Annotated in this window: 20 protein-coding genes; 8 read left to right on the top strand and 12 right to left on the bottom strand. The window is 57.6% G+C overall.

The window, feature by feature from the left end; all coding sequences use genetic code 11:
- Window positions 1-23: 23 nt before the first annotated feature.
- The 4 genes from LKE90_RS09835 to LKE90_RS09850 all read right to left on the bottom strand — a co-directional run bounded on the left by LKE90_RS09835 (window position 24) and on the right by LKE90_RS09850 (window position 4,866).
- Window positions 24-635 carry a hypothetical protein gene (locus LKE90_RS09835; RefSeq protein ID WP_366509526.1) on the bottom strand — a complete coding sequence of 204 codons (612 nt, stop codon included), beginning with the start codon at window positions 633-635 and terminating at the stop codon, window positions 24-26.
- 145 nt (window positions 636-780) lie between these two features.
- Window positions 781-1,377: a CDP-diacylglycerol--glycerol-3-phosphate 3-phosphatidyltransferase gene (gene pgsA / locus LKE90_RS09840; protein ID WP_291493707.1), complete on the bottom strand. Its 597-nt coding sequence runs from the start codon at window positions 1,375-1,377 to the stop codon at window positions 781-783.
- A 216-nt stretch (window positions 1,378-1,593) separates the two neighbouring features.
- Window positions 1,594-3,498 carry an excinuclease ABC subunit UvrC gene (gene uvrC, locus LKE90_RS09845; protein WP_291493706.1) on the bottom strand — a complete coding sequence of 635 codons (1,905 nt, stop codon included), beginning with the start codon at window positions 3,496-3,498 and terminating at the stop codon, window positions 1,594-1,596.
- A 294-nt stretch (window positions 3,499-3,792) separates the two neighbouring features.
- Entirely contained in the window at window positions 3,793-4,866 is a 1,074-nt protein-coding gene (locus tag LKE90_RS09850; protein WP_291493704.1) for a dipeptidase, read from the bottom strand.
- A 347-nt stretch (window positions 4,867-5,213) separates the two neighbouring features.
- On the opposite strand from LKE90_RS09850, the gene LKE90_RS09855 reads away from it, so the two are divergent.
- On the top strand, window positions 5,214-6,008 hold the full coding sequence (locus LKE90_RS09855; RefSeq protein WP_291493702.1) for an exodeoxyribonuclease III: 795 nt from the start codon (window positions 5,214-5,216) through the stop codon (window positions 6,006-6,008).
- Between the two features lie 17 nt (window positions 6,009-6,025).
- On the opposite strand, the gene LKE90_RS09860 is transcribed toward LKE90_RS09855, so the two are convergent.
- Window positions 6,026-7,201 (bottom strand): aminotransferase class I/II-fold pyridoxal phosphate-dependent enzyme, encoded by a 1,176-nt coding sequence (locus LKE90_RS09860; protein WP_291493700.1) that lies wholly within the window; start codon window positions 7,199-7,201, stop codon window positions 6,026-6,028.
- Window positions 7,202-7,594: 393 nt separating this feature from the next.
- On the opposite strand from LKE90_RS09860, the gene LKE90_RS09865 reads away from it, so the two are divergent.
- Window positions 7,595-10,105, top strand: a complete 2,511-nt coding sequence (locus LKE90_RS09865; protein ID WP_291493698.1) for a TonB-dependent receptor plug domain-containing protein — start codon at window positions 7,595-7,597, stop codon at window positions 10,103-10,105.
- 240 nt (window positions 10,106-10,345) lie between these two features.
- On the opposite strand, the gene LKE90_RS09870 is transcribed toward LKE90_RS09865, so the two are convergent.
- Window positions 10,346-11,515: an aminotransferase class I/II-fold pyridoxal phosphate-dependent enzyme gene (locus tag LKE90_RS09870; protein WP_291493696.1), complete on the bottom strand. Its 1,170-nt coding sequence runs from the start codon at window positions 11,513-11,515 to the stop codon at window positions 10,346-10,348.
- Between the two features lie 246 nt (window positions 11,516-11,761).
- On the opposite strand from LKE90_RS09870, the gene LKE90_RS09875 reads away from it, so the two are divergent.
- Entirely contained in the window at window positions 11,762-12,232 is a 471-nt protein-coding gene (locus LKE90_RS09875) for a hypothetical protein (protein ID WP_291493694.1), read from the top strand.
- A gap of 46 nt (window positions 12,233-12,278) precedes the next feature.
- Here LKE90_RS09875 and LKE90_RS09880 read toward each other — a convergent pair whose 3' ends face one another.
- Complete coding sequence (locus LKE90_RS09880) at window positions 12,279-12,995, bottom strand: response regulator transcription factor (RefSeq protein ID WP_291493692.1); 717 nt, start codon at window positions 12,993-12,995, stop codon at window positions 12,279-12,281.
- A gap of 271 nt (window positions 12,996-13,266) precedes the next feature.
- Here LKE90_RS09880 and LKE90_RS09885 point away from each other — a divergent pair, with 271 nt between their 5' ends.
- Complete coding sequence (locus LKE90_RS09885) at window positions 13,267-13,803, top strand: L,D-transpeptidase family protein (protein WP_291493690.1); 537 nt, start codon at window positions 13,267-13,269, stop codon at window positions 13,801-13,803.
- Here the strand turns inward: LKE90_RS09885 and LKE90_RS09890 are convergent.
- Window positions 13,781-15,610 (bottom strand): cation:proton antiporter, encoded by a 1,830-nt coding sequence (locus LKE90_RS09890; protein ID WP_291493688.1) that lies wholly within the window; start codon window positions 15,608-15,610, stop codon window positions 13,781-13,783. The two genes, LKE90_RS09885 and LKE90_RS09890, sit on opposite strands and share 23 nt — an antisense overlap.
- Before the next feature lie 226 nt (window positions 15,611-15,836).
- On the opposite strand from LKE90_RS09890, the gene LKE90_RS09895 reads away from it, so the two are divergent.
- Window positions 15,837-16,127, top strand: coding sequence for a putative quinol monooxygenase (locus LKE90_RS09895; RefSeq protein ID WP_291493686.1), 291 nt, complete (start codon window positions 15,837-15,839; stop codon window positions 16,125-16,127).
- 196 nt (window positions 16,128-16,323) lie between these two features.
- Here LKE90_RS09895 and LKE90_RS09900 read toward each other — a convergent pair whose 3' ends face one another.
- The 3 genes from LKE90_RS09900 to LKE90_RS09910 all read right to left on the bottom strand — a co-directional run bounded on the left by LKE90_RS09900 (window position 16,324) and on the right by LKE90_RS09910 (window position 19,496).
- Window positions 16,324-16,593 carry a hypothetical protein gene (locus LKE90_RS09900; protein ID WP_291493684.1) on the bottom strand — a complete coding sequence of 90 codons (270 nt, stop codon included), beginning with the start codon at window positions 16,591-16,593 and terminating at the stop codon, window positions 16,324-16,326.
- 13 nt (window positions 16,594-16,606) lie between these two features.
- Window positions 16,607-17,242 carry a D-sedoheptulose 7-phosphate isomerase gene (locus LKE90_RS09905; protein WP_291493682.1) on the bottom strand — a complete coding sequence of 212 codons (636 nt, stop codon included), beginning with the start codon at window positions 17,240-17,242 and terminating at the stop codon, window positions 16,607-16,609.
- 211 nt (window positions 17,243-17,453) lie between these two features.
- A complete protein-coding gene (locus tag LKE90_RS09910) occupies window positions 17,454-19,496 on the bottom strand; it encodes a glycosyltransferase family 2 protein (RefSeq protein WP_291493680.1) in 2,043 nt (680 codons plus the stop codon).
- 116 nt (window positions 19,497-19,612) lie between these two features.
- Between LKE90_RS09910 and LKE90_RS09915 the strand changes: the two genes are divergently transcribed.
- Window positions 19,613-21,088 (top strand): glycosyltransferase family 4 protein, encoded by a 1,476-nt coding sequence (locus LKE90_RS09915; RefSeq protein WP_291493678.1) that lies wholly within the window; start codon window positions 19,613-19,615, stop codon window positions 21,086-21,088.
- Window positions 21,089-21,093: 5 nt separating this feature from the next.
- Window positions 21,094-22,470, top strand: a complete 1,377-nt coding sequence (locus tag LKE90_RS09920; RefSeq protein WP_291493677.1) for a glycosyltransferase family 4 protein — start codon at window positions 21,094-21,096, stop codon at window positions 22,468-22,470.
- Window positions 22,471-22,516: 46 nt separating this feature from the next.
- Here the strand turns inward: LKE90_RS09920 and LKE90_RS09925 are convergent, their stop codons facing one another.
- Window positions 22,517-23,506, bottom strand: a complete 990-nt coding sequence (locus tag LKE90_RS09925; RefSeq protein ID WP_291493675.1) for an adenosine kinase — start codon at window positions 23,504-23,506, stop codon at window positions 22,517-22,519.
- 281 nt (window positions 23,507-23,787) lie between these two features.
- Between LKE90_RS09925 and LKE90_RS09930 the strand changes: the two genes are divergently transcribed.
- The gene (locus LKE90_RS09930; protein ID WP_407066095.1) at window positions 23,788-24,528 is read left to right on the top strand and encodes a bactofilin family protein; all 741 of its coding nucleotides are present in this window, start codon (window positions 23,788-23,790) and stop codon (window positions 24,526-24,528) included.
- The last annotated feature ends 105 nt before the right edge of the window (window positions 24,529-24,633 follow it).

Here is a 24,633-nt window from a genome sequence, read left to right on the forward strand (position 1 = left end):
TCCTCTGGCGGCAATAATGTCTGTCAGTGCTTGGCCGCCGGATCAGTCGACAGCAGCGGCGTCACGGGTATCACCATGTCTTTTTCTCCCTTGGTGGGTGTCGAAGACGGTGCTTTGTTTTTTCCAGCGGCGTCATGATGGAGAGAAGAACTCTTCACCGTCCTGATCGAACCATCCGGATTAATCAGGGTGGTCGTGCCATCCCCGTTCGGGATTTCGATGGTGGAACTGGCCGACTTTCCACCACCAAATTTGGAGGCGACGTCAGGCTCTACGCTGGGCAGGGCGGCGGAAGTGCCTGCGCCAGAGAAGGAGTCCTGAAAATCCTCGCCGATAGACAGCTTGCCACCATCAGGAAGATCACCAGCAGCCCCTCCCACCCGGGAATCATGATCAGACGCAACATCCGACAGGGAAGGCAGAGGCTTGGGCGCGCCCGGCCAGATATTGCCAGCTTCAGGCAGCAGGGGTGTTTCAGTCGTCGCGTAGCCACGCACGCGTCGGAGCGTCTCCGATTCCCCATGAGGCTCGTTGGGATTGGCTCCCGGAAGAGTCGCCGTATCGGTAAGCCATTTGTCAAAGCCGGAACAACCGCTCAACACCAGTAATGACGCTACAAGAGCGGCTTTCCGCATAAGTTCTTCCTCGTCCAGATGGTCCGCGTAGTGCGGTCTTTGATACAAGCGTGACAGCCACAGGTAAATTCCAGCTTACCTGAAAGTCATGTTCTTTCGCATTCTGATATCATGAGAACGATAAAACGTGGCGAACAGATCACGCTCAGACCGTTGTTTTCTCCGCGCCTCCGGCCTTTTCCACATACCGCAATCCGGCCACCAGATAATCCCAGCCCGTCATCAGCGTCAGAACTGCAGCGACCCACAGCATCACCGACCCCATGAAACTGACCGGCAACCAGGGCATGTGCAGCAGAACAGCGGTGCTGTCACCAGCCAGAAGAAACCCGATGGCGGTCATCTGAAAGCCGGTCTTCCACTTCGCCAGCCGGGTGACGGGCAGGCTGATACGGGTGCCCGCCAGATATTCCCGCAAACCGCTGACCAGAATCTCACGACAAAGAATCACAATGGCGGGCCAAAGCGCGCCGTAGGTCAGCTTGCCCAGCCCCGCCAGCACCATCAGCGATGCGCCGACCAGCAGTTTGTCCGCAATCGGGTCCAGCATCCGTCCGAGATCCGACTGCATCTGGCGGGACCGCGCCAGATGGCCGTCAAAATAGTCCGTCACAGCCGCTGCAATGAAAAGCAGACACGCCCCCGCAGCCGCCTCCGGACGATTCAGGGCCACAAGCATGACCAGAACCGGGATGGCGACGATCCGCGACAGCGTCAGTAGATTCGGCAGATCGGTTATCATGGGGACCACGTTACTCCACTTTGCCGCGAACAGGAACGGCACACAGCAGGACATCTGCCTTTTTTATCAGCAGGAAAGCCATCGCCGCAGGAGTCCGCTCCGGCTTTGAACCCCTGCGATATCTCCCCCTGCCCTTACTCCTGTGAGGTCCGGAGAATTATGCCGCCTTTTCGGGCTGCCCCAACCTCCGGTAACGCCAGCCGGAGCGATCTCCTGTCAGGCCGGGGTCCAGTCCGGGTGGAAATGACCGTAAACGGCGCGCGCCGTCTCCCGGTTTACGCCCGACACAGCTTCCAGTTCCGCAAGACCCGCCTGACCAACGCCCCGCGCCGAGCCGAAATGGTTCAGCAGCGCCCGCTTGCGTGTCGGACCGATCCCCGGAATCTCGTCCAGTTCCGACTTCACGAAGGACTTGGAACGACCGGCGCGATGGGTGGTGATGGCAAATCTGTGCGCTTCATCACGCAACCGCTGGAGATAGTAGAGCACCGGATCGCGGGGTTCGAGCTGGAACGGCGGCGCGTCCAGCGTGTGAAACCACTCGCGTCCGGCGTTGCGGTCCGGTCCCTTGGCGATCGACACCAGTTTCACATCCCGTACACCCAGCGAGTCCAGAACGCCCTGCACGGCGGAAAGCTGGCCCGCGCCGCCGTCGATCAACAGCACGTCCGGCCAGTCGGCTGACTTCTCGTGTCCCTGCTCCGCCGCCTCCTTCAGCGCACGCCCGAAGCGTCGCTCCAGCACCTCGCGCATCATCCCGAAATCATCGCCGGGGGTGATGCCACTCCTGATGCTGTATTTTCGATAGGATCGCCGGTCGAAGCCCTCCGGTCCACCGACGATCATCACACCATAGGGATTCGTCCCCATGATATGGCTGTTGTCATACACTTCGATCCGGCCCGGTGGCTCATCGAGGCCGAACACCTTGGCCACCCCATCCAGCAGCTTGGCCTGACCGGCGCTCTCGGCCAGCTTGCGCTCCAGCGCCTCCCGCGCGTTGGTCTCGGCGTGTTCCACAACCTCGCGGCGCTCGCCACGCTGGGGACGCAGAATCTCGACCTTGTGGCCACGCTTGATCCCGAGCGCCTCGCTCAGCAACGGGGTTTCCTCAAGCTCCCGGTTCACGAGGATCAGCGCGGGCGGCGGTTTGTCATCATAAAACTGCGTCAGAAAAGCCGCGAGGATGTCGGCGTCCGTCTCGTCTTTCGTATGGGCGGGATAGAAGGCCCTGTTACCGTTGTTGCGACTGCCACGGATGAAGAACACCTGAATGCAGGCCTGTCCCGCCGTCTGCCAGACCGCGATCACATCGGCGTCGCGGATACCGGATGGATTGACGACGGACGAGTCCTGCATCCCGGCCAGAGCCCGGATACGGTCACGGAGAATCGCCGCCCGTTCATAATCCAGAGCCTCCGCCGCCTGCTCCATTTCCGCCGCGAACTGCGCTTTCAGCGTCGCGCCCTCACCCGCAAGGAACTCCTTCGCCTGCGTGACAAGGTGGCCGTAATCCTCCTGACTGATCCGATCGACGCACGGCGCGGAACACCGTTTGATCTGGAACAGCAGACAGGGCCGCGTGCGGGACGAGAACACGGAATCCGTGCAGGTCCGCAACTGAAAGACCCGCTGCAGAATGGTGATGGTCTGATTGACCGACCATGCCGAGGCGAACGGCCCCCAATAACTGTTTCCCTTGTCCATCCTGCCGCGATGTTTGGCCAGTTGAGGGAAATCATGCTGACCGGTCAGCATCAGCCACGGATAGCTCTTGTCGTCACGCAGCAGGATGTTGAAGCGCGGCTTCATGCGCTTGATGTAGTTGGCTTCGAGCAGCAGCGCCTCGGCCTCGGTATGGGTCGTGACGATCTCCATGGAGGCCGTTTCGGACACCATCCGGCGCAGACGCTCCGGCAGGCGGGAAAGCTGCGTGTAGGAGGTCACCCGCTTCTTCAGAACCCGCGCCTTGCCGACGTAGAGAACCTCGCCCTTGGCGTTGATCATCCGGTAGACGCCCGGTGACAGCGGCATGGTCTTCAGCGCGGCCTGAATAACCTCCACACCCGTCAGGGGAGACTCCGGCATTTCCGCAGTCGCTCCAAGGATTTCGTCTGTCATAGAATATTCATCCACCGAACGTGTGGATAACTTTGTGGAAGAAAAGATGACAGATTGATGGACCCCCCGGTCTTCCGCCTTGAATCTTGGATTGCATATTTTTTAATCAACCACATTAACTTATTGTTTTTAAACGACTTTATCACCTGAACCTTTTCCCCGAAGGGTCGAATCGACAAAAATGAATGGAAATACAGGGAGTCAATCCCGGAGGTGGACAAAATCGACAATCCCGTTCCGATCATCGCGTTACACCACGGTCCCGGTTTGTTCACAGAGACGAATCCGCCCTGATTACACCCCTCCTGTGGCAGCTTCCTCGCCCTTCCGAAGGAGTCGTCGGAAGTTGCCCCCCCAGAACGCCTGAATCTCGCTGCGGTCGTATCCACGCCGCATCAGTTCCGCCGTCAACGCAGGGGACGCTGCCGCATTCTCCCATCCATCCAACTGTCCACCCCCGTCGAAATCCGAGGAAATCCCGACATACTCGACCCCCAGTCGTTTCACGACATAGTCGAGGTGATCCATGTAGTCCGCGACCGTCGCCCGACGGCCCGCCAGTTCCACACGAGGACGCAGAAAGCCACCAATGGCGGTAATCTGGATCAGGCCACCGCTGGCCTTCAGCGCATCAAGCTGCACATCGTCCAGATTGCGCGGGTGATCGCACAGGGCCTTCACGCAGGCATGGGTCGCCACCACCGGCACCGCAGACACCTCGACAGCCTGCAACATCGTCTCGCGGCCGGTGTGGGACACATCGACCAGCATGCCGAGGCGGTTCATCTCGGCAATGGCTTCACGGCCCAGTGCGGACAGGCCGCCATGCATCGCTGCCGGATCGCCCAGCGCCCGACTGGGCTGGCCGGAATCCCCAAGCGCATTGTGCCCGTTATGGGTCAGCGTGACATAACGGGCCCCGAGCGCCCGGAACTTCGCCAGCATGCTGAGGTCGTCGCCCATGCCGTAGCCGTTTTCCACACCCGGCACGACCGCCAGCGCTCCGTCACGCCACGCGGCTTCGATCTCATCCACCGTGGGGCAGACACGGGCCGTGATGCCGTTGCGCGTGCCCTGCATCCGGTTGATCGCCTCCAGCATGGCGATGGTCAGTTCCTGCGCGGCCCTGTGCCCTTCCGCGTCCAACTTGCCCTGCGGCAGATAGGCGACAAAGCAGCCTGCCGAGAGGTGTCCGCGCTGCATCTTGGGGAAATCGACAAAGCGATCCGGTGTGTCGAGGAACGCGTCATCCCGGTCCGGCCACGGGATATCGATGTGGCTGTCGAGTGTGAGCAGCGCGTTATGGAGGGCGAGCACCTCCTCGGTGATCGGAGCGGGAGCGGCCTGACGGCTGGAGTCGAATGTCATGGCTGAAAAATCGGGGCTGTGCTGGCAGTTTGCAAGAGCAGCCCGGCAACCGGACGGACTGATTCGGTCGCCATAACTGGCTGACCTTTCCGGAGGCCGATGCGGCCTCTGCTCCTGCCCGCAAAGAAACCACGGCCCCAATTCATTGATTACAAATGGGTTTCTACTGGTGGGCCTTTGGTTGGGCACGGAGTAACGCCCCACAAGTCTGTCACGGCAGACGGTTTCTGACAGGCAGTTCAGACAGGTGGCCACTGGCATGACTGTGCCCCGTGTGACACAGCGCTGACCAGACCTGACAGAATCCCCTTGCCTCGGCGCGGCGTTTGGGCGATCCACCACGCCCCATGCGTATCGTGACCTGGAACATCAACTCGCTTCGCCTCCGTCTTCCGCTACTGGCGGAGCTGGACAGACAACTGCGTCCTGACGTGATCTGCCTTCAGGAAACCAAGGTGCCGGACGAGCTGTTCCCGTCCGAGGCATTGACCGAACAGGGTTACGCGCATCAGGTCCGGCGCGGCATGAAGAGTTATAACGGCGTGGCGATCCTCTCCCGTCATCCGCTGACACCTGTTACAGACACGCCCGACTGGTGCGAGCGCGGCGACTGCCGTCACGCGGCGGCCCGCATCGACGGCGAGCATGGTCCGGTCGAAATCCACAATTTCTATGTGCCCGCTGGTGGCGACATTCCGGATGTCGAGGAAAACCCGAAGTTCGCGCATAAGCTGGCTTTCGTGGATCAGGTGACCGAGTGGTTCCAGACCCATCACCGCAAGCGCACGGTGATTGTCGGTGATCTGAACATCGCCCCGCTTGAGCACGATGTCTGGAGCCACAAGCAGCTTCTCAAGATCGTCAGCCACACCCCGCCAGAGACGACGCGTCTCAACGCGTGGCTCGATACGGGCTTTGTCGATGCGATGCGCCACTTCGTGCCACCGACGGAAAAGCTCTACACGTGGTGGTCCTATCGCAATCGCGACTGGAGCGTCTCCAATCGTGGACGACGGCTGGACCATATCTGGGTGACGCCGGACCTGAAGGATGCGCTCCACGGCATGCAGGTCATCCGGGAGGCACGGAACTGGGTCTCGCCGTCCGACCATGTGCCGGTGATGCTGGATTTCGGGGCGTAGAATTCAGCCTGCTATCGTCAGTTCCGGAAAATCCGGTCCACCTGCCGGTTGAAACGCTGCATCTCGTCTGCTGAACCGATCGTGACACGGGAGATAGTCGGCCATATCGGCCAGTTCCGCCCAATAATCACTCCATTTTTTTCAAAATCCGCCGCTACCTCAGCAGCCGGACGCTTCCAGTCCACCATAAGCATATTCGCCTGACTGCCGGGGAGGAATGCGATGCCTCGTCTTGTAAGATGCTGTTCGACAGCCTCTCGCACTATCGTCATATCCTCCCGCCGCTTTCTGATCTGATCAGGCAGCAGGAGGCTGGCTTTCGCACCTGCGAGCGCCGAGACATTGATCAGTCTTGTGGCGGCTTCTCCATCATACCGCATCATGCGCTGATGCAGATCGGGATGAGCAAAACTCAGTCCCACCCTGAGACCGGCCATACCAAACAGCTTCGAAAATGTTCTGAGAACCAGTAAATCTCTACGTTCCCCCAGCAAGGAAAGCGCACTGGGACTGTTTGTGAAGTGAATATAAGCTTCGTCAACCAGCACAACGGCGTCGGCGGGTTTGTTATCAAGAAGCCATCTGATTTCCTCCAGAGGGGTTGAGGTACCCGTCGGGTTGTTTGGTGAGCATATATAATAAAGGCCAGCTTTCGGATTTGCTTTCAGCAGGGCTCTGGTGTCCGTCGCATAATTACCTGCTGCGGTCAGAGGGACACGCTGGACTGGAATATTGAGATAATTCGCCACCCTCCAAGGCACCTCAAAGGTCGGATCAACCGTCACCAATCCCTTTTCTGAAGAAGCGAAGGCTGCAACGCTGCGGATGAGCGGGTCCATCGAACCCTGCCAGACCAGAATCTGCTCAACCGGAATATGCTCAACACTGGCAACGGTTTGCAGAAACTCTGCATGCAGATGATCCGGGTCATATCTGTTGCCTGACAGGATTTTTTTCTGAGCCGCCACAGCAGCCTGAGGCAAGGGGCCAGTCCAGTATTCATTTTTGTCTATAGAGGTAAGAACATTCGCCCACCTGCCTTCGTCCACCGGCTTCCGTGCCTGAGCCGTTGGAAAAAGCTGCGCAAAAGACACACCTGTTCCCAGAAGGCCAGCCAGTTTGGAAAATTGCCGACGTGAAAGTTCATGAGGAATAGAAGATTCTGCAAGGCCGGAGCCAGTTGGATTGGTCATGTTTCTGTCCCTGATTGCATCTTCCAGCAGAACAACACCAAAATACGTTCTCAGATAATGAGAAATTCAAAACATTCTCTTTTGCAGACAAGCACGCACATTCAATACTCGCGATACAGGCCTCCTCACCAAGGCGGATTGCTGATGCTCTACAAAAAATCTCCTCTATGAATCAGAGACCTTCAGTTCATTTAGAAATGAAAATATGATGTATTTCAAAATATTGATATAAATATCACAATTAAATGTATATATAATATATTCTAAATACTTTATAAAAGATATAATGTAAAAAATATTTAATTATAATAATATAATGTGTATTTAGTATTTAATTGATAATATAAATTTTTAAACTTTTTATAAGGAAACCATAGAATCCGGATATAGAAAATGCGCCTTACTGTTTTTCTTATGAGTACCGTTTCTCTTTTTAGCATAACAACACCCGCCCTGAGCGCCTCAACAGTCTCTCAAACAACCCTGCACCGGACAAAGCATCCACTGTCTGCCAGCAACAGGCAGGCTGCTCAGAGTGTTTCCGTGAAACCATCAGCCCACCGTTCTTATTCACAACAAAAATCCCGTGATGCCGGAAAGGATAATGCGGAAGATATCCATGTATCGGGAGGACATACCTATCGTCGGGTCGCACGGGATAGCACCACACCCGTTACTGTTATCTCTTCCGCAGAACTTCGACGCTCAGGTCAGATCAACCTTGCCGACGCCATCGCGCGTGTTGATCCCTCGATTACCACACAGGCGCAGGGATGGGATTCAGCAGCCCTGACTTCTTCGATCCGTATGCGCGGTCTCAACCCCAACGAGGTGCTTGTTCTCGTGGATGGGAAGCGGCGGCACACCACAGGAAATATCGTGACGGATGCAGGCCCTTTGCAGGGCTCAACTCCTGTGGATCTGAACATGATCCCTGCCAGCGCCATTGATCACATCGAAGTGCTGCGTGACGGAGCCGGCGCGCGGTATGGAGCAGATGCTGTCGCGGGGGTCATCAACATCATCACCAAAAAAGCTGCACATGGCCTGAATGTGGTCACGGACACCGGAGCGGATGCTTATAATGGCGATGGGTGGCGTTACAGGATTGGCGCTGATGGCGGCCTGAAATGGGGAAATGACGGTTTTCTCCATCTGAGCGGTGAAGTTTATCATAAGGATTTTTTCATCTCGAAATCCCGGTCAACGCGAGACCACAGATGGACACAGGGAGACGCGTGGAACCCTTATTCCGATCACAGTGTCAGCACGCCCGAAGAAACGCGCGAAAACCTTTCCATCGAATGGGGGAAGGGCATCACTGATGAAATCGAAACCTATGGTCTCATCACCTATGCTCATCGCCATGCCGAAACCAACCAGCACTATCGCCTTCCAAGCACGGCTCCGGCCGTTTACCCGGCAGGATTTGCCCCCATTGAAACGATCGAGGAAAACGATTTTCAGGCGAATCTGGGCGTGAAAGGCCACAACCTGCTTGGCTTCGACTGGGATCTCAGCACGCTGTATGGCGAAGATGATGAAGATCTGGGTGTAAAGAACACGATCAATTCAAATATGCTGGCCAATCAGGGCTGGAGTCCAACCCGCGTTCGGACCTCCAGCTATCGGCTTTCCCAATGGACCAGCAATTTTGACGCGCATCGTGCTTTCACTATCGCCAACACGATTCCGGTAACCGTTTCCCTTGGTGCCGAGCACCGTCTGGAGATGTATCATATTCAGGCTGGTGAACCTGCTTCCTATCTCAACGGCGGAACGGCAGCGTGGGCCGGGCTGACCGAGCAGAGCGCCGGTTCATGGGAACGACATGTCTGGTCCGGCTATCTGGACGGTGATTTCCATCCACTCCGACACTGGGATCTCGATTTTGCTGGTCGTTTCGAGCATTATACGGATGCGGGCAACGCCGAAACAGGCAAGATATCGACACGCTATGATTTCACCAAGCGTATCGCCGTTCGCGCCACGATCAGCAATGGTTTTCGCGCGCCAAGCCTGCCTGAATCCTATTTCAGTTCACTGAACGTCAGCCCCACAGGAGCCACCGGGTTGCTGGGTGCAACTGACGCGGCGGCTGCGCAGATTGGTGCTACAAAACTCAAGGCTGAACGATCGACCAACGTCGAAGGAGGGTTCATTCTCGAGCCCGTGGACGATTTTCATGTGTCCGTTGACGTCTATCAGATCAATATCCGTAACCGCATCAACGGGTCCAACTACACCAGCGGACAAACTGCGTATGACGCCATCTCCCAGACCGGCATTACTCTTCCATCGGGTCTCGATCTGAGCAATGTTCAGGCTAACTATCTGGCCAACATAGGCAGCACCCGCACGCAGGGACTGGATATTCAGGCTGACTATCGCTGGCGTTTACACCGCTATGGCACGCTTGACCTCTCGCTCATGCTGAACCTGAACCGTACCCGCATGCAGCACATCAACAGCAATGCGTTCGGACAGTCTCTCGCCAGTGCCCAGACAATCGCCTATCTGACAACAGCTTCTCCGCGTAGCAAGATCGTCCTCAATGCCTATTGGACCAAGGACAACTGGGACGTGAATATCCGCGAAACCCGTTATGGACAAACGTCCTCCATGCTCAGCTATTCTGATCTTGCCCCAGCCAATCTGAGATATTCAACAACCCAGTTCGCACCTTTTGTGAACACGCCGATCTGGATCACGGATCTGGAGGTCGGCTACCGTGTCAACCCGCACTGGCATCTTGCTGTTGGAGCCAACAATATCTTCAACATGCGTCCCCGAAAGGTCAATCCGGTCAATAATTATCTCGGTGCTGCGATCTATGACGCGCACGGCGCCAATATCGGTTTCGAGGGCGCTTATTATTACGGACGGATCAACGCGACTTTCTGAAGGCTGTTCATGAAAGAGAAATAATCAACAGAAAACCGCTTTCCTTTAGAGAGGGCGGTTTTACGGAATCAGTGGTGTGACGTTAAAAGAACCCAGTGCAATCTCTTGACGTCCAATTCTCTGTACTATCGAGCCGATGTTTATCAGGGGCATCCAGCAGGCACGAGACAGAACATCACTATCAGACCATGATCTGGTGATGCCGGATAGTGAAGCGCAACGTCCCAGTGTCAGTCCCCATCAACTCCGGAAAATCCGGTCCACCTGCCGGTTGAAACGCTGCATCTCGTCTGCTGAACCGATCGTGACACGCGACATGTTCGGCCAGATTGCCCAGCTTCGACCAATGGCGATACCGCCCTGTTCAAAAGCCTTGGTCACTTCCGCCACCGGACGGCCCCAGTCAACCATGATCATGTTGGCCTGACTGCCGGGGATGAATTTGATCCCTCTCTTTGCAAGATGCTGCTCGACGGAGTTTCTGACCGCCGTCATGCTGTCACGCCGTTGTCTGATCTGCTCCGGCAGCAGGAGGCTGGCTTTTGCACCTGCGAGCGCGGAAACATTGGTGTAGCCTGTCGCAGCCTCGCCATCATACCGCATCATGCGCTGGTGCAGATCGGGATGGGCAAAACTCAGCCCCACCCTGAGACCGGCCATACCGAACAGCTTCGAAAATGTTCTGAGAACCAGTAAATCTCTACGTTCCCCCAGCAGGGAAAGCGCACTGGGACTGTTTGTGAAGTGAATATAGGCTTCATCAACCAGAACGACAGCATCGGCAGGTTTGTTGTCCAGAAGCCACCTGACTTCATCCAGCGATGTGGGTGTGCCGGTCGGGTTGTTCGGTGCGCAGAGATAATAAAGACCGGCCTTCGGGTTGGCTGCCAGCAGAGTTCTGGCGTTTGTCGCATAACTGTCCGCTGCCGTCAGCGGCACGCGCTGAAGCGGAATCCCCAGATATTTCGCCACCTCCCATACCACCTCAAAGGTCGGATCGGCTGTCACCAGTCCCCGTTCCGGTGTGCAGAAAGCTGGCACACTCCGGATCAGCGGGTCCGTCGATCCCTGCCAGACCAGCACGCGATCGAACGGAACATGTTCCACACTGGCGACGGTTTGCAGAAGATCATGATGCAGATTGTCCGGATCATACCGGTTTCCGGAGAGGATTTCGCGTTGCGCTGCCTGAGCCGCCTGCGGCAGAGGGCCTGTCCAGTATTCGTTTTTATCCAGAAAAATGGTGTCCGCCTTCTGTCCGACCGCAGGCGCACTCGCCCGTGCGGATGGGACAATCCGGGAAAAGGATGCTCCGGCTCCGAGGAGACCTGCCAGCCGGGCGAACTGCCGACGGGAATACTCATGAGGCGCGGTGGTCTCTTCTGATCCGGGCATCGTTGAATCGGTCATATTTCCTGTCTTTGGCATCATTATTACGAACTCGAAGCAGGATCATCCCCAAAGACTGCCACGATGTAAATGCCAGCCCTCACGCATCCTGAGAGTCTGTCCTTCCGACAAAGTTTCAAGGTATCTTGTCAGAACAGCTCCAAAATCGAACACCCATCTGGCGTGTTCGATCTATCATGATCAGATCAAGGCCGATCAGAAATTACAATTTTATGTCTAAAAAAAATCAGAAAACGGAGGCATACAATGTCAGACTCTGAATCAAACGTTGCAACTTATCTTACATTGGATGGGAAAGTCTTTATCGCTCCGCAATTTGCGATTGCTTACGACAAAAAATTACAAGAAGGAGGCGCCTGTCCTGACTTCATAGCTCTCGATCTACCCAAGAAAGAGATTGTTATTGTCGAGGTGTCCGAAGCAGCCAACATTAAAAATCTGATGGATAGGGTCAGGGAGCGCGAAAGCCGCTGGTATAAGCCTGCCAGACGCGTGCTCGAGCATAATCATGTCATTGATGAAACATGGTCGAAACCACGCTTTCTTGATGTCATCCGCAACGATGCGCTTCAGACCGCACGACAGGCTTTTTCGGACGATCCCGATGTGGCCTTCATCGCCGTGGAGCAGGTCGCTTTTTCATGGAAATACTGGGACCAGCGCATGGAAAGAGGTCTGGCCAACAAATCAAATCAGGAGACAGTCTTTAACGAATGAAAAAGCCGCTCTCCCCAGAACGGGAAGAGCGGCTTTCCGTAAATAATCAGACAGCCGGAACGCCAGCTTCCGGATCAAGACGGTAGCCGCCGCCTTCAGTAATCAGCAGCGTCGCATTGGAAGGATCAGGCTCGATCTTCTGACGCAGGCGATAGATGTGCGTCTCAAGCGTGTGCGTCGTCACGGCGGCGTTGTAGCCCCAGACTTCGTTCAGCAGCACCTGACGCGGCACGGGACGTGTCCCCGCGCGATAGAGAAACTTAAGAATTGCCGCCTCTTTCTCCGTCAGACGAATACGCTTGTTGCGGGTCGTCTCCACCAGCAGCTTGGCTGAGGGGCGAAAGGTGTAAGGCCCGACCGTGAAGACCGCGTCTTCGCTGTTTTCAAAGATACGGAGCTGGGCACGCAGGCGGGCCAGCAGTTCGGCGATGCGGAAGGGTTTGGCGACATAGTCGTTCGCACCGGCGTCCAGACCACGCACGATATCGGCCTCGTCATCCGACCCCGTCAGCATGACGATCGGCATACGCAGTCCTTCCCGCCGCAATTCCACACAGAAATCACGACCGTCCCCGTCCGGAAGCGTCACGTCGAGAATAATGGCGTCGAAACGCGCATCAGGGGATTTCAGAGCCTCCCATGCGGCGGCAACGGAATCGGCCTCCACAGACTGAAACTCACCCTCGACCTGAAGCTGCTCGACCAGCATCTGTCGCAGCGTCTGGTCATCATCAACGATCAGGATTGGACGTGCGCCCGACATTCACTACCTCTTCTCTTTGCGGGCTCAGTAAGCGCCCTTTACCAGCACGGCAAGAGGCAACCGACTCACGTCCCTCCCTCCGACGGACGGGTGCCGCACCCCTGCTTCACGGCGTCGTGACAGACTGGCATGAAACGGAGGATAACGCCAATTCCACTCCACCATCATCCCGATGCAGAATACCGGCCAGCCATGACAGTCTTCCAGAGCGGCGCAGACCCGTCAGTAGGCCACCTCCCCGAGAATCTGATCTGAAACCGGAACCGTGATCATGATACATGCGACACTCATTCCTGAAAGCGGCTGCACTGCACGACTGCATTGCGCAAACCGGATTTTCCCGGCTGTGATCGGCGCCGCAGGCGTCACACACCACAAGGAGGAAGGAGATCACGCCACCCCAGTCGGCGCCCTGCCCCTACGCAAACTGTTCTATCGCGCGGACCGGGTCAGCCGCCCGATACTGGGGCCAGCCTCCTCTGACGGCGCCCGTCTCCTGCTTGAGCCGGTCACCCGACAGGATGGCTGGTGCGACGATCCGTCACACGCCGACTACAACCGGCAGATCACGCTGCCGCACCCTGCCCGTCACGAAAAATTGTGGCATGAAGACCATGTCTACGACATCATCGGCGTGCTGGGGTATAACGATGACCCTCCGGTTCCGGGGCGCGGCTCAGCGATTTTTCTGCACCTCCAGTCGCCTGACAGGGCTCCCACGGAGGGCTGCATCGCCTTGACGGAAGCTGATCTGAGGGAAGCGCTCGCGATGGGCCTTGCCTCGATCACGGTTGAGGCGGCGTCATAACCAGCGATGTCGTGGGCGGCACGAGAGCGATGATCACCTCTTCAACAGCAGGCGGCGCACCCCGCCCTTCTTCTGCTGAATGAATCATGATCCCGCCACCCGGTCGCAGCGTGAGAAAATCAAGCCGTTCTTCAACACGTCGTGAAAGCTGCATTTCGGTTTCTGGCGTGACGGGTAACGCCACGAAGCGCCAACCATCCTGATAGAGCGTATCCAGAAGCGTGAAATTCCACTCAGGCTCACCAAGCAGCTTACCCCGCGCGTCCCGGCTCAACCCCCGGTACTCATCCAGCTTCTTCAGACCCGGGCTCACCTGATAAACGCGCGCCCGCCCGAAATGCGGCGCGAGGTGCGCGCAGACCATGCCGTTATAGATCGCGTCCGGCGTGGCCGCGATCAGATAATCCGCGGGCAGTTCCTCCAGACTCTCCGCACCGGCGTCCGACAGCATCTCGGCGTGCAACACCGGAATGCCCGCCCGTTTCGCGGGAACCAGCCCCCGCGCCGCCGTATCGACCATGGTCACCGGCGTTCCGGCTTTGATCACGACCTCAGCCAGATTGCGCGTCCAGGGATTCGCCCCGACAATCGCCAGCGCGGGCACATTCGAGAGGGTCAGTTTCAGCTTTCGCGCCAGTGGCCGCAGCGAAAATCCATGCAGCAGCATGGTCGCCGCAATGAGCGCGAACACGGCGGGCATAACGAATTCGGAACTGGCGAACCCCGCCTCGCTCAACCGAATCCCGGACATGCCGGCCACGGCCGCAGCGACGATACCCCGGGGAGCGATCCAGCCGACAAAGATACGTTCGCTCCAGCTCAGGCCGCTCCGCAACGTGGCCAGATAAATGCCCAACGGCCTGATGACGAAGATCATCGCAAGGGTCAGCCCGAAGATGGACCACGACAGACGGGCCAGCACGACACGATGAAGATCGGCGGTCAGCAGAATGAACAGGAGCGAGACGATCAGGACGACCATGCTCTCCTTCATCCGCTGCAACTCTCCCAGACCCGGCACACGCATGTTGGCCAGCGCCATGCCGAAGACCGTCGCCGCCATGAGGCCCGCCCCGTCCATGAACAGGGTGCCCAGCCCGTAGACCGCCAGCGCCAACGTGAGCAGCAGCGGCATTTTGAGCGTCTCGGGCATCAGATCCCGGACAAAGAGCTGCTTGACGCTCCAGCCGCCACCGATCCCCAGCCCGATCGCCACGACCATGCTGATCAGGAGATGCGGCATCATCTCCGTGAAATAGACCGACGTGCCTTCATTCGGCTTCATCAGCAGAATTTCCAGCACGAGCGTCGCGAGGATCGCCCCTACCGGATCGTTGACAATGGCTTCCCAACGCAGAAAGGCGGCGATGCGTGGTTTCAGCTTGGCCTGACGGAGCAGTGGCAGCACGACCGTTGGGCCGGTCACCACGACAATGGACCCGAAGAGACAGGCAGGCCCCCATGCCAGACCGCCGACATAATGCGCGGCGGCGGAACCCAGAATCCAGTTGATGGGCAACGCCACCAGAGTAAGTCGGATCACCCCCTCACCGGCTACGCTGAGCTGTCGGAAATCCAGCGCAAGACCGCCTTCAAACACGATCAGCGCCACGGCGAGCGAGACGACAGGGTGAAACAACGGACCGATCAGCGTGGAGGGATGAAGGATATCGAGCCCCGGTCCCAGCACCAGTCCCAGCACAAAAAGCAGCACGATGGCGGGAAGATGAAAACGCCAGGCAATCCACTGCGCGGCCATGCCGCCGCAGAAAACAAGGAAGATCAGGAAGGCCGCATCCTGAGTCATGCAGGGAACCCTGTAAGCGTATCTGCCATTTTCTCTCCCATGCCGTGGAAACCACGCCGCCAGCACCCTGTGCCGCGTTCAATGCTGATAGGGAACAGCTTATACACGACAGGACGTGATCGCCCCATAGAGGGACGGCCCTTGGCGAACATTCTGTTTGCGTTCACACTCGACCTCATACGCCGTCGGTCCCCGACTGGTTCTCCATGCATCAGGGAATTGTTGAATGTCTCAGATCGAAGTTGTCGCCATCGTGAAGGTCAAGGCGGGCAAGGAAGCGGAAGCTGCCGAAGCCATGAAGGCCTGCGTGGCACCCTCACGGGCTGAAAGCACCAACCATGCCTACACACCGCATCGTGATCTCGATGCGCCCGACACGATGATTTTCATTGAACGCTGGGATAGCCGCGAGGCGTTGCAGGCCCACATGGAAACGCCGCATTTCAAAAAAATGGCCGCCGTTCTGGAACCGCTTCTGGCCGCTCCGCTGGCGGTCCATATCCTCCAGCCCCTCTGAAAGACTGCGCGGAAAAGATCTGATTCCCGCGCCTGCCGTGTATCGACCGGATGATCCTGAACGCCGCCTTTCTCACAAGGGCGGCATCCCTGAAGCTTTTTGAAAAAGCTTCACCAAACACGCCTCCATAACTGACAGAGAGCGCCACAGGCAGCCTTTTTGAAATCCCCTCCTGTCAGCTTTCCAGAGCCACCCTTTACAGCCGTCCGCGTTGCCGCAATCGTCCGAGCAGCTTTCTTGCGACCAGCAGCATCACAGGACCGATCCGGCCAAAACGCGCCTCCGCGAGCTGTTTTTCCAGAGCGACCACACGGTTTTCCAGCGCCTGAATATGCTGGTCATCAGCCTGACGCTTCTCCAGCAACTCCAGTAAACGCCGTTCCAGAAACGCCTGCTCCTCCGCCGGATCAACCGGTGGTGGAACAGCAAGGCACTCTCCGGATTGCCGCCTGCCTTCGTCCGTCACCGCCGTTTTCTGCTCACACACCGACCGGACGGGGACACAGAGCCCGTTCGACCAGTCCGCAGACAATATGCGCGGCGGTAATGTGAAGCTGCTGGATCACCGGCGTCCAGTTGGCTGGCACCGCGAGCGTCACGTCACAATGCGCGCCCTGCACACCGGCATGCCCCGTGAAAGCCGCCGTCACCAGACCGATTTCGCGCGCAGCCTCGAAAGCCCGCAGGATATTGGGAGAACGCCCTGAGGTGGTGATACCGAGAAAGACATCCCCTGCCCGTCCCAGCGCCATGACCTGACGTGAGAAAATATCCGCAAACCCGTAATCATTGCCGATGGCGGTGATGCCGGACGTGTCGGTCGTCAACGCGACCGCGCTCAGCGGGCGGCGATCATACATCAGCCGCGCCGTGAACTCTCCGGCGATATGCTGCGCATCGGCGGCGCTGCCACCATTACCGGCAATCAGCAAGCGACCACCTTTTTCCAGCGCAGCGACAATCCGGGCGCCCATGTCCAGCATGACGGCCTGAGACGCTTCATCCTGCGCGAAAGCCGCCATCGCATCGGCTGACTGACGCAGATAATCGGTCATGAACCCTCTGTCGGCCACGACTGTTTGCGCTGCGTCGTCCATGACTACCCTCTCAAGCATCACCTGTTATCCTCACTGACAGTAGCGTGAGGCTACGCCAAGGACATGTCCAAACCGTTTCCAAGCTATACCGCCTCTCTCCTGACTGGACAGCCCCGAAAACATCACTGTCAAACAGAATCATCGAAGCAATAAAAATTATTTAAAACAATATGTTAAATAATCTTCCACCAACCTCCGACTTACCTGCTGATACAGACGATCATGCCACTCACCCGTTCATTGTATCGAACGGGCACGGATAGCGCAGGAGCAGCGCGTCATCCGTTACACGCAGAGCCGGATTCAGCGCAAAATCACACTCCATCCATCCCTTCCAGCGTCCCACCAGCCGCGCCGTCTCCTGCCAGTGTTGCAGAATCTGCGCCGGGCTCGCATCCCGCCCACGTGTTCCACCATCAACATGCGTAAGGGTCGCATATGGCGTCCACACCACGCGCCATCCCGCGGCGCTGGCGCGCAGGCATAAATCAATATCATTGCAGGACACGGCAAAAGACTCGTCGATTCCACCGATCTGATCAAAAACATCCCGACGGATCATCAGACAGGCTCCCGTGACGGCGCTGAGATCCCGCTGGCAGGTCAGTGCGTTCAGATACCCCGTATCCTGCGCTTTCGCCCCCCGCAGCAGATGCGTCGCACCATCCCGCGACAGCATCACCCCCGCATGCTGGATCGTGCCATCCGGATAAAGCAGCCGTGCGCCCACAACACCCACTCCGGGGCGCAGACACTGCCTTACCAGTTCTTCCAGCCAGTCCGGATGCAGAATACGCACGTCATCGTTGAGCAGGAGCAGCATCTCGCCCCGACTACGCGCCGCCGCCTGATTGTTCAGCCACGCCCAGTTGAAGGCTCCTTCCTGCCGAAGAACCGTCACGGCCGGATGACGGGACAGGTCTTCCAGCAGCGCCAACGTGTCAGGACGGACACTGCCATTATCCACCACGATGATTTCGAAATGCGGATAGTCCGTTTCCGTGAGAAGTCCCCGCAGACACAGTCGTAAAAAATCCGGCCTGTCTTTTGTCGGGATGATGATCGACACAAGCGGAGGCTCGGGCGGTAGCGGGTAGCAGACCCGAACATGGCTCTGATTGCCGACCCGCTCAGGAACCAGAGCCATCTCCGTCAGCACGACCTCAGGCCGATGCCGGGCAAGATGCTTTTCCGCCAATCTGCGGAGGCGCGATCGAAGCAGGACGCCGTCAGGCTCCTCTCTGAAACGATGGAACAGCACGACCGGCAGATGAACAACCCGTCGCGGTTCCACGCCTTCCACGACAGCGAGTTTCAGCGCATACAACCAGCAGGCCGAAGTCATTCGCGGGTCGTACAATCCCTCAACATCACCGAGTTGCTCCATCACGTCCTGCACGCGCCGTCTTGAAAAGACACAGAACTGTCCAAGCGTATCACCAAGCAGCAACTGGTCATCACTCCAGCCCGGTTTCAGGCAGGCTCCGACGTGATTACCCCTCCGATCGATCCTGTCTTCATCCGTGAAAAGCAGAACAGTCTCAGGCTGGGTCTCCAGCACAGAGGCGATGCGGACCAGCGCACCGTCCGCCAGCGTATCGCCCGGTTCAATGAAAGCAAGATAAGGAGCTACACCCTCAAGCGGTTCCTCTGTGCGCCGGATGCATCTTTGAGCGGCAGTGGACAACAGATGTTGGAATGTTTCGGCAGAGGCAGCCACATGCAGCGTCCAGTCTGCGTCATTCTGCCCATAGAGCGCGTTCAGGGTGAGCCGAGCTGCTTCAACACTCTCATCCCCGACATTCATGTAGACATCGAAAGAGAGACGATTTCGAGAGGTTTTTTTCAGTCCAGATCCGGTTTCAGCCTGTACGACCGAGAGAAACCATAGCGCATAGGCGCGATCATAGCCGGGAGAAGCGCTTTCCGGATAACATAGCTGAAACGGTATGATCCCGATGTGGTTTTCCGGCAGCCGGGCCAGCCTCGCCAGATCGTCACAGAAGCGTTGTTTCAGTTCTGCATTGCCAGAAGCCGTAACGTCCTTGCGTTCATACAGGCGGGTGAATTCATCCGATCGCACCACAATCCGCGCCAGTGACTGCAACGAAACCTGTGTCACCTCGCCCGTCCTGCGATCAACCGCGTGGTGCATGAGTCGCCTGATTTCGCTCTGGTCAGGTAGGCGTTTCAGCGCAACGCGAAACATCGCGCCCATGACAAGCACGGCTTCATGAATCTGCCGTGCGGAAAGTGACGCAAACCTGCCCATGCGAGTCTCAAAATATCGTTTTCGTATCAAATATATTTCAACCCTCTATCTGGTTGACGGACGCCCTCAGGTGATGGTGGATACTTTCTCGCCGTCACACAACAGGCCTGAGCCTTATGATCCGATCCTCTTCTCAATGCACGATCCGCGTCGATGTCGATGATCTTTTCCAGTATGCGATGGCCAATCCCAGACCAAGCGGAATCCAGCGCGTCGTTCATGAAATTCTGAGCGTTCTGGAAGCGCGTGCGCTCACGCACCCTCAGCAGCCACGCATTCTGTTTGTGCGCTGCGGCCGGAACGGCGATCCCTTTGCCGAGGTCTCATGGTCCGACATCGCGGATCTGTTCAGCACACTGACCGGCACGGAACAGACAGTCACAGGACAAGGCGGCATCCGTCGCTCCGGACAGCCTCTTCTTCGTCAGCCGCAATTTGGGGAAAGCCTGCGCAGAACCCTGATTTCAAAATTTCAGTCCATGCCGGAGGATATAGGAAAACCTCTTCTGGCATCGGGCATCGCGCAGATGCGTGCGATCCGCCTGCTGCGACGCTGCTTCAGACCGGCACGGAACAGACCGGCTGCTTCTCACATGAAAGAAGCTCCTGAGCTGTTCACCAGCGACCCAAAGCCATTTTCCAGAAAAACAACGTCATCCTCACGGAAAGATGTTTTTCTGGCTCTCGGCGCGGCGTGGTGCGACCCTCTTTTCAGTGAACGCCTTCATCGTGCGCGCGAACAGTATGGCGTGCATCCGGTACTGCTCATCCACGACCTGATTCCGTTTCGTCATCCGGAATGGTGCGATCCTTCTCTTGTCAGGAATTTTCAGCACTGGCTGAGAACCAGCCTCCCATACTGTTCGCGACTTCTGGCCGTCAGCAGCGCCACCGCACGCGATGTGGAGCATTACGCAACCGAACACGGACTGGAGCTTCCCTCACCTGTGCCGGTGATGCCCATGGGGTCCGGTTTCAGCAGCATACCGATGCAATCACAAACAATTCCAGTCGGACTCCCTGCTACAGGCTCCTATGTCCTGTTCGTTTCCACGCTGGAAGCCCGCAAGAATCATACCTTCCTTCTGCGGGTCTGGCGTCGTCTTCTTGGTGATGGAAATCAGGCTGACATTCCGACACTGATTTTCGCAGGACGTGTCGGCTGGATGGTACGCGACCTGATGCAGCAGCTTGATAACAGCGACTGGCTGGATGGCAAGATCAGGCTGATTTCCGACCCGACGGATGAAGAACTGAAACATCTTTATCAGAACAGTCTGTTTACCATCTTCCCCTCCCTGTCAGAAGGATGGGGTCTGCCTGTCTCCGAGAGCCTGATGATGGGCACTCCCTGCCTCGCGTCGCATTCCTCATCCCTACCTGAAGCCGGGGGACAATTCGCCCGCTACTTTGATCCCGAGAACGTTACGGAGGCTGTGGAGAAAATCCGTGATCTTCTCGGAGATCATGAAAAACTCTCTTTCTGGAAAAACGAGATCAGGACAGGCTTCACACCGACCTCATGGGAAAAATCCGCCGACATGCTGCTGGACGCCTGCCTTGCGACATCCTGTCCGGAGGCAAGAGCATAATGTCCATGCTGTGGATCGATATAACCGATCTCCTCGACTACCTTGGTCAACATAGCAGACCAAGCGGCATCCAGCGCGTTGTATCCGAACTCGCCCGGACTCTTGTGGAATGCGCGCCGGAACGCACACGGTTCGTAAGACGTTTTGCAGGACCATATGACTTTGAAACTGTAAGCTGGCGGGACATGGAGGTTCTTTTTGCAGAAGCTTCTGAAAGGACCGTGTCCCGACAGGTTGTCCAAGCCGCTCCTTTTTCACCGGCTGGGACCGGTCCATTCATCCCCCCACAGGGACTGTTTGCTCTCATCCGGGAGGCAGTCAACATGCAGGCGTCGGTCTTCAGACATCTGAACCGGCTTGGAGAGAATCTGACTGGCCGGTTCAGAAGGGCTTTTCGTCAAAGCTCGCTTCACTCTCAGAACTCTCTTCCGCATAGTGCCTCCGGTCTCCTGCTATCCGAACAGGCCCGCCCCGGTGATGTATTTCTGGTTCCCGGCTCTCCTTGGAATTTTGCTGACTATGCCAGAACTGTCCGCTGGCTACGCGACAGTCGAAGAATGACATTCGGGCTGCTGATTCATGACATGATCCCGGTTTTCAATCCTGAATGGTGCGACCGCGGTGTGATCGCAAACTTCACAATCTGGCACAGGACCGTGCTGCCGCTGGCGGATCATGTTTTCACAACCAGCGCCGCCACGGCACGTGATGTTCAGAAATATGCCCGACAGGAAAGGATGTCTCTGCTATCCGAGCCGGCCCCCATCGGTATAGGCGCCCCCCTGCCCCGTTCCGCGCCTGCATCCGACCGTCCGACGCGCCTCCCGCCGCCGGACAGCTACGTTCTGTTCGTCTCCACGCTGGAAGCCCGCAAGAACCACATCCAGATGGTGCGGGTATGGCGGCGTCTGATGGAAGAACGGGGTGCAGCCCATGTGCCGACGCTGGTTTTCGCAGGACGTGTCGGCTGGCTGGTGCAGGACCTGATGCAGCAACTTGATGGTATGAACTGGCTGGATGGAAAAATACGCCATATCGCCAGCCCCACCGACAGGGAACTGGCTTCGCTCTATGACGGCTGCCTGTTCACCGTGTTCCCCTCACTCGCCGAGGGGTGGGGGCTCCCTGTCTCGGAAAGTCTGGCGTCCGGCAAACCCTGTCTGGCTTCCGGCACAACCGCCATACCGGAAGCCGGAGGGTCGTTTGCGCGTTACTTCGACCCGGACAATGCAGGAGATATTTTCAGGATCATCTCTGAAACACTGGACGATCCGCAGGCGCTGGTCGCGTGGAAGGACCGTATCCGCAGAACATACAGACCACCGCAATGGCAGGACTGCGCGCACCGTATTCTGGAGCGGACCGGTTGCAGCCAGCCCTGACCGCCCTGTGACCGGAGAGCATCATACGCTCTCCGGTATCCCGTTTTCAGAACCCGGCGTCTTTCCATGGATTGGAAAGCGGACGGGCGCCATAATGGGAAATCACTTCGGACGCTGCCAGCGAGGCCAGTCGCCCACACTCTTCCAGTGAGCGGTTCGAGGTCAGGCCGGTGAGGAAGCCTGCCGCGTAAGCGTCACCTGCGCCGGTCGTATCGACGACCTGCGTCGGCACGGGCGCGACTTCAACGCGCTCACCGCCACGGATCACCACGCTTCCCTTCTCAGAACGCGTCAGCGCCGCGAAGCTGGTGTCTTCCGCAACATGGCGGGCTGCCGTTTCAAACCTGTCTGTCTGATAAAGCGCGCAGATTTCATCTTCATTGGCGAACAGAATATCGACATGCCCCTTGACCAGATCAAGGAACGCCTCCCGATGACGGCCCACGCAGAACGGGTCCGAAAGCGACAGGGAAACCTGACGCCCCGCGTTGTGCGCCAGTGTCGCGGCCCGACGGAACGCTTCCTGCGCATGCGGCGGATCAAAGAGATAGCCTTCGAGATAAACGATCGAGGACGCCGCGATGATGTCAGGCAACACGTCTTCCGGGGAAAACTGCGTGCAGGCGCCAAGATATGTGCACATCGTGCGCTGGCCATCAGGCGTGATCAGCACGATGCAACTGGCTGTCGCCAGATTGGCGCCAAGACGCCCGTCCAGAGGTCTGGACGGAAAGGTGACGCCACAGCCCCGAATGTCGTTGGCGAATGCGTTTCCGGCCGTGTCACCCGACACTTTGCCGAGATACGCCACGCGTGCGCCCAACTGGGCCGCCGTCACGCAGGTATTGGCCGCTGACCCGCCGCCCGTCTCACATTCGACCTGCACGGCGCCACGCAGAGTCTTTACCCTATCCTCATCGATCAGCGTCATGCTGCCCGCCACGAGGCCCTGAGCATCCAGGAAATCAAAACTCACTTTCGCCAGCACGTCCGTGATGGCGTTTCCTATACCGCAAAGATCGTAAAGGATGGTCATACTCTGGTCCCGCTGACTGAGAAGCTGGTCTCCTCTAACCTCAATGCACGGATACAGTCCATGCCTTCAGCACGCCCTCTTTTCCATTTCCGGTACATGGATAACCATTTATCAGCCATTTTCCGGGAAAATTCCGTAGCGAACTCCCTTGTCGAGCGGCCTCTTATGCGTATAACCGTGAGGAACCGCTGACATTGGCTACAGACTTCCTTTCCGAAGCTGACGATGTCGGCAGCTATCTGGTCGCCCTGCGGCCCATACACGAGTGACGGGGTTTTTTCTTGCTATTCAAGAGACACAAACCTGACGCCTCCAAGACCCAGTCAGCCGGGTCGGCCACACCTGCGACCGGTAGCAATGCCGGCGTTCCCCGGTCGCCTACTTCTGGTTCTTCCGAAAGCACACCTGCAAAAGCAGATGCCGTCGGACATGGAGCCATCTTTTCGCCCAAGCCAGCAGACGAGCCTGACAGGGCGTCAACCAGCGCTGCTGGTTCTTCCTCATCTTCGAAGGATTCAACATCTATGGGTCGTGCTCCCTTTCCTCCCACGTCCGGAACTCCAGGCTCAGCCCCCGCCGGTGGCCCCACCCCGCCGAGCGCACCGCTCGCAGGCGGACAGGCCATCGTTCCCGGCCAGCGCCCTTCAGCCGTCAATGCTCCGCGTGATGATCGCCGCACACTCGTTGTCGGTCGCGGAATCAGCGTTCAGGGTTCCGTGCAGGATGCGGAGCGCCTCGTAGTTGAAGGCACCGTCGAGTCCAGCATGATCAACGCCAAGGAACTGTCCGTTGCTCCGGGCGGTCTGTTCCGTGGCGGCGTCGAAGTGGAAGACGCAGAGATCGCTGGCACCGTGGACGGCACACTGACGGTTCGCGGTCATCTGACCGTCGCCGCAACCGGCCGCCTGCTCGGCAAGGCGACCTGCAAGCGTCTGCGCGTTGAAGATGGCGGTCAGATCACGGGTCAACTGGAAATGCTCTCCGACAAGGACGCAGCAGCCAAGACCGACAAGCCTGCCTGATCAGGACAGTGGACAGCGCGGACTTCGGTCTGCGCATCCGACAATAAAAAACCCGCCATACAGGCGGGTTTTTTATTACTTTCGCCTGAATCACAAGCGCTGAAA

It is taken from the genome of Acetobacter sp. (genome assembly GCF_022483985.1).
Lineage (GTDB): Bacteria > Pseudomonadota > Alphaproteobacteria > Acetobacterales > Acetobacteraceae > Acetobacter.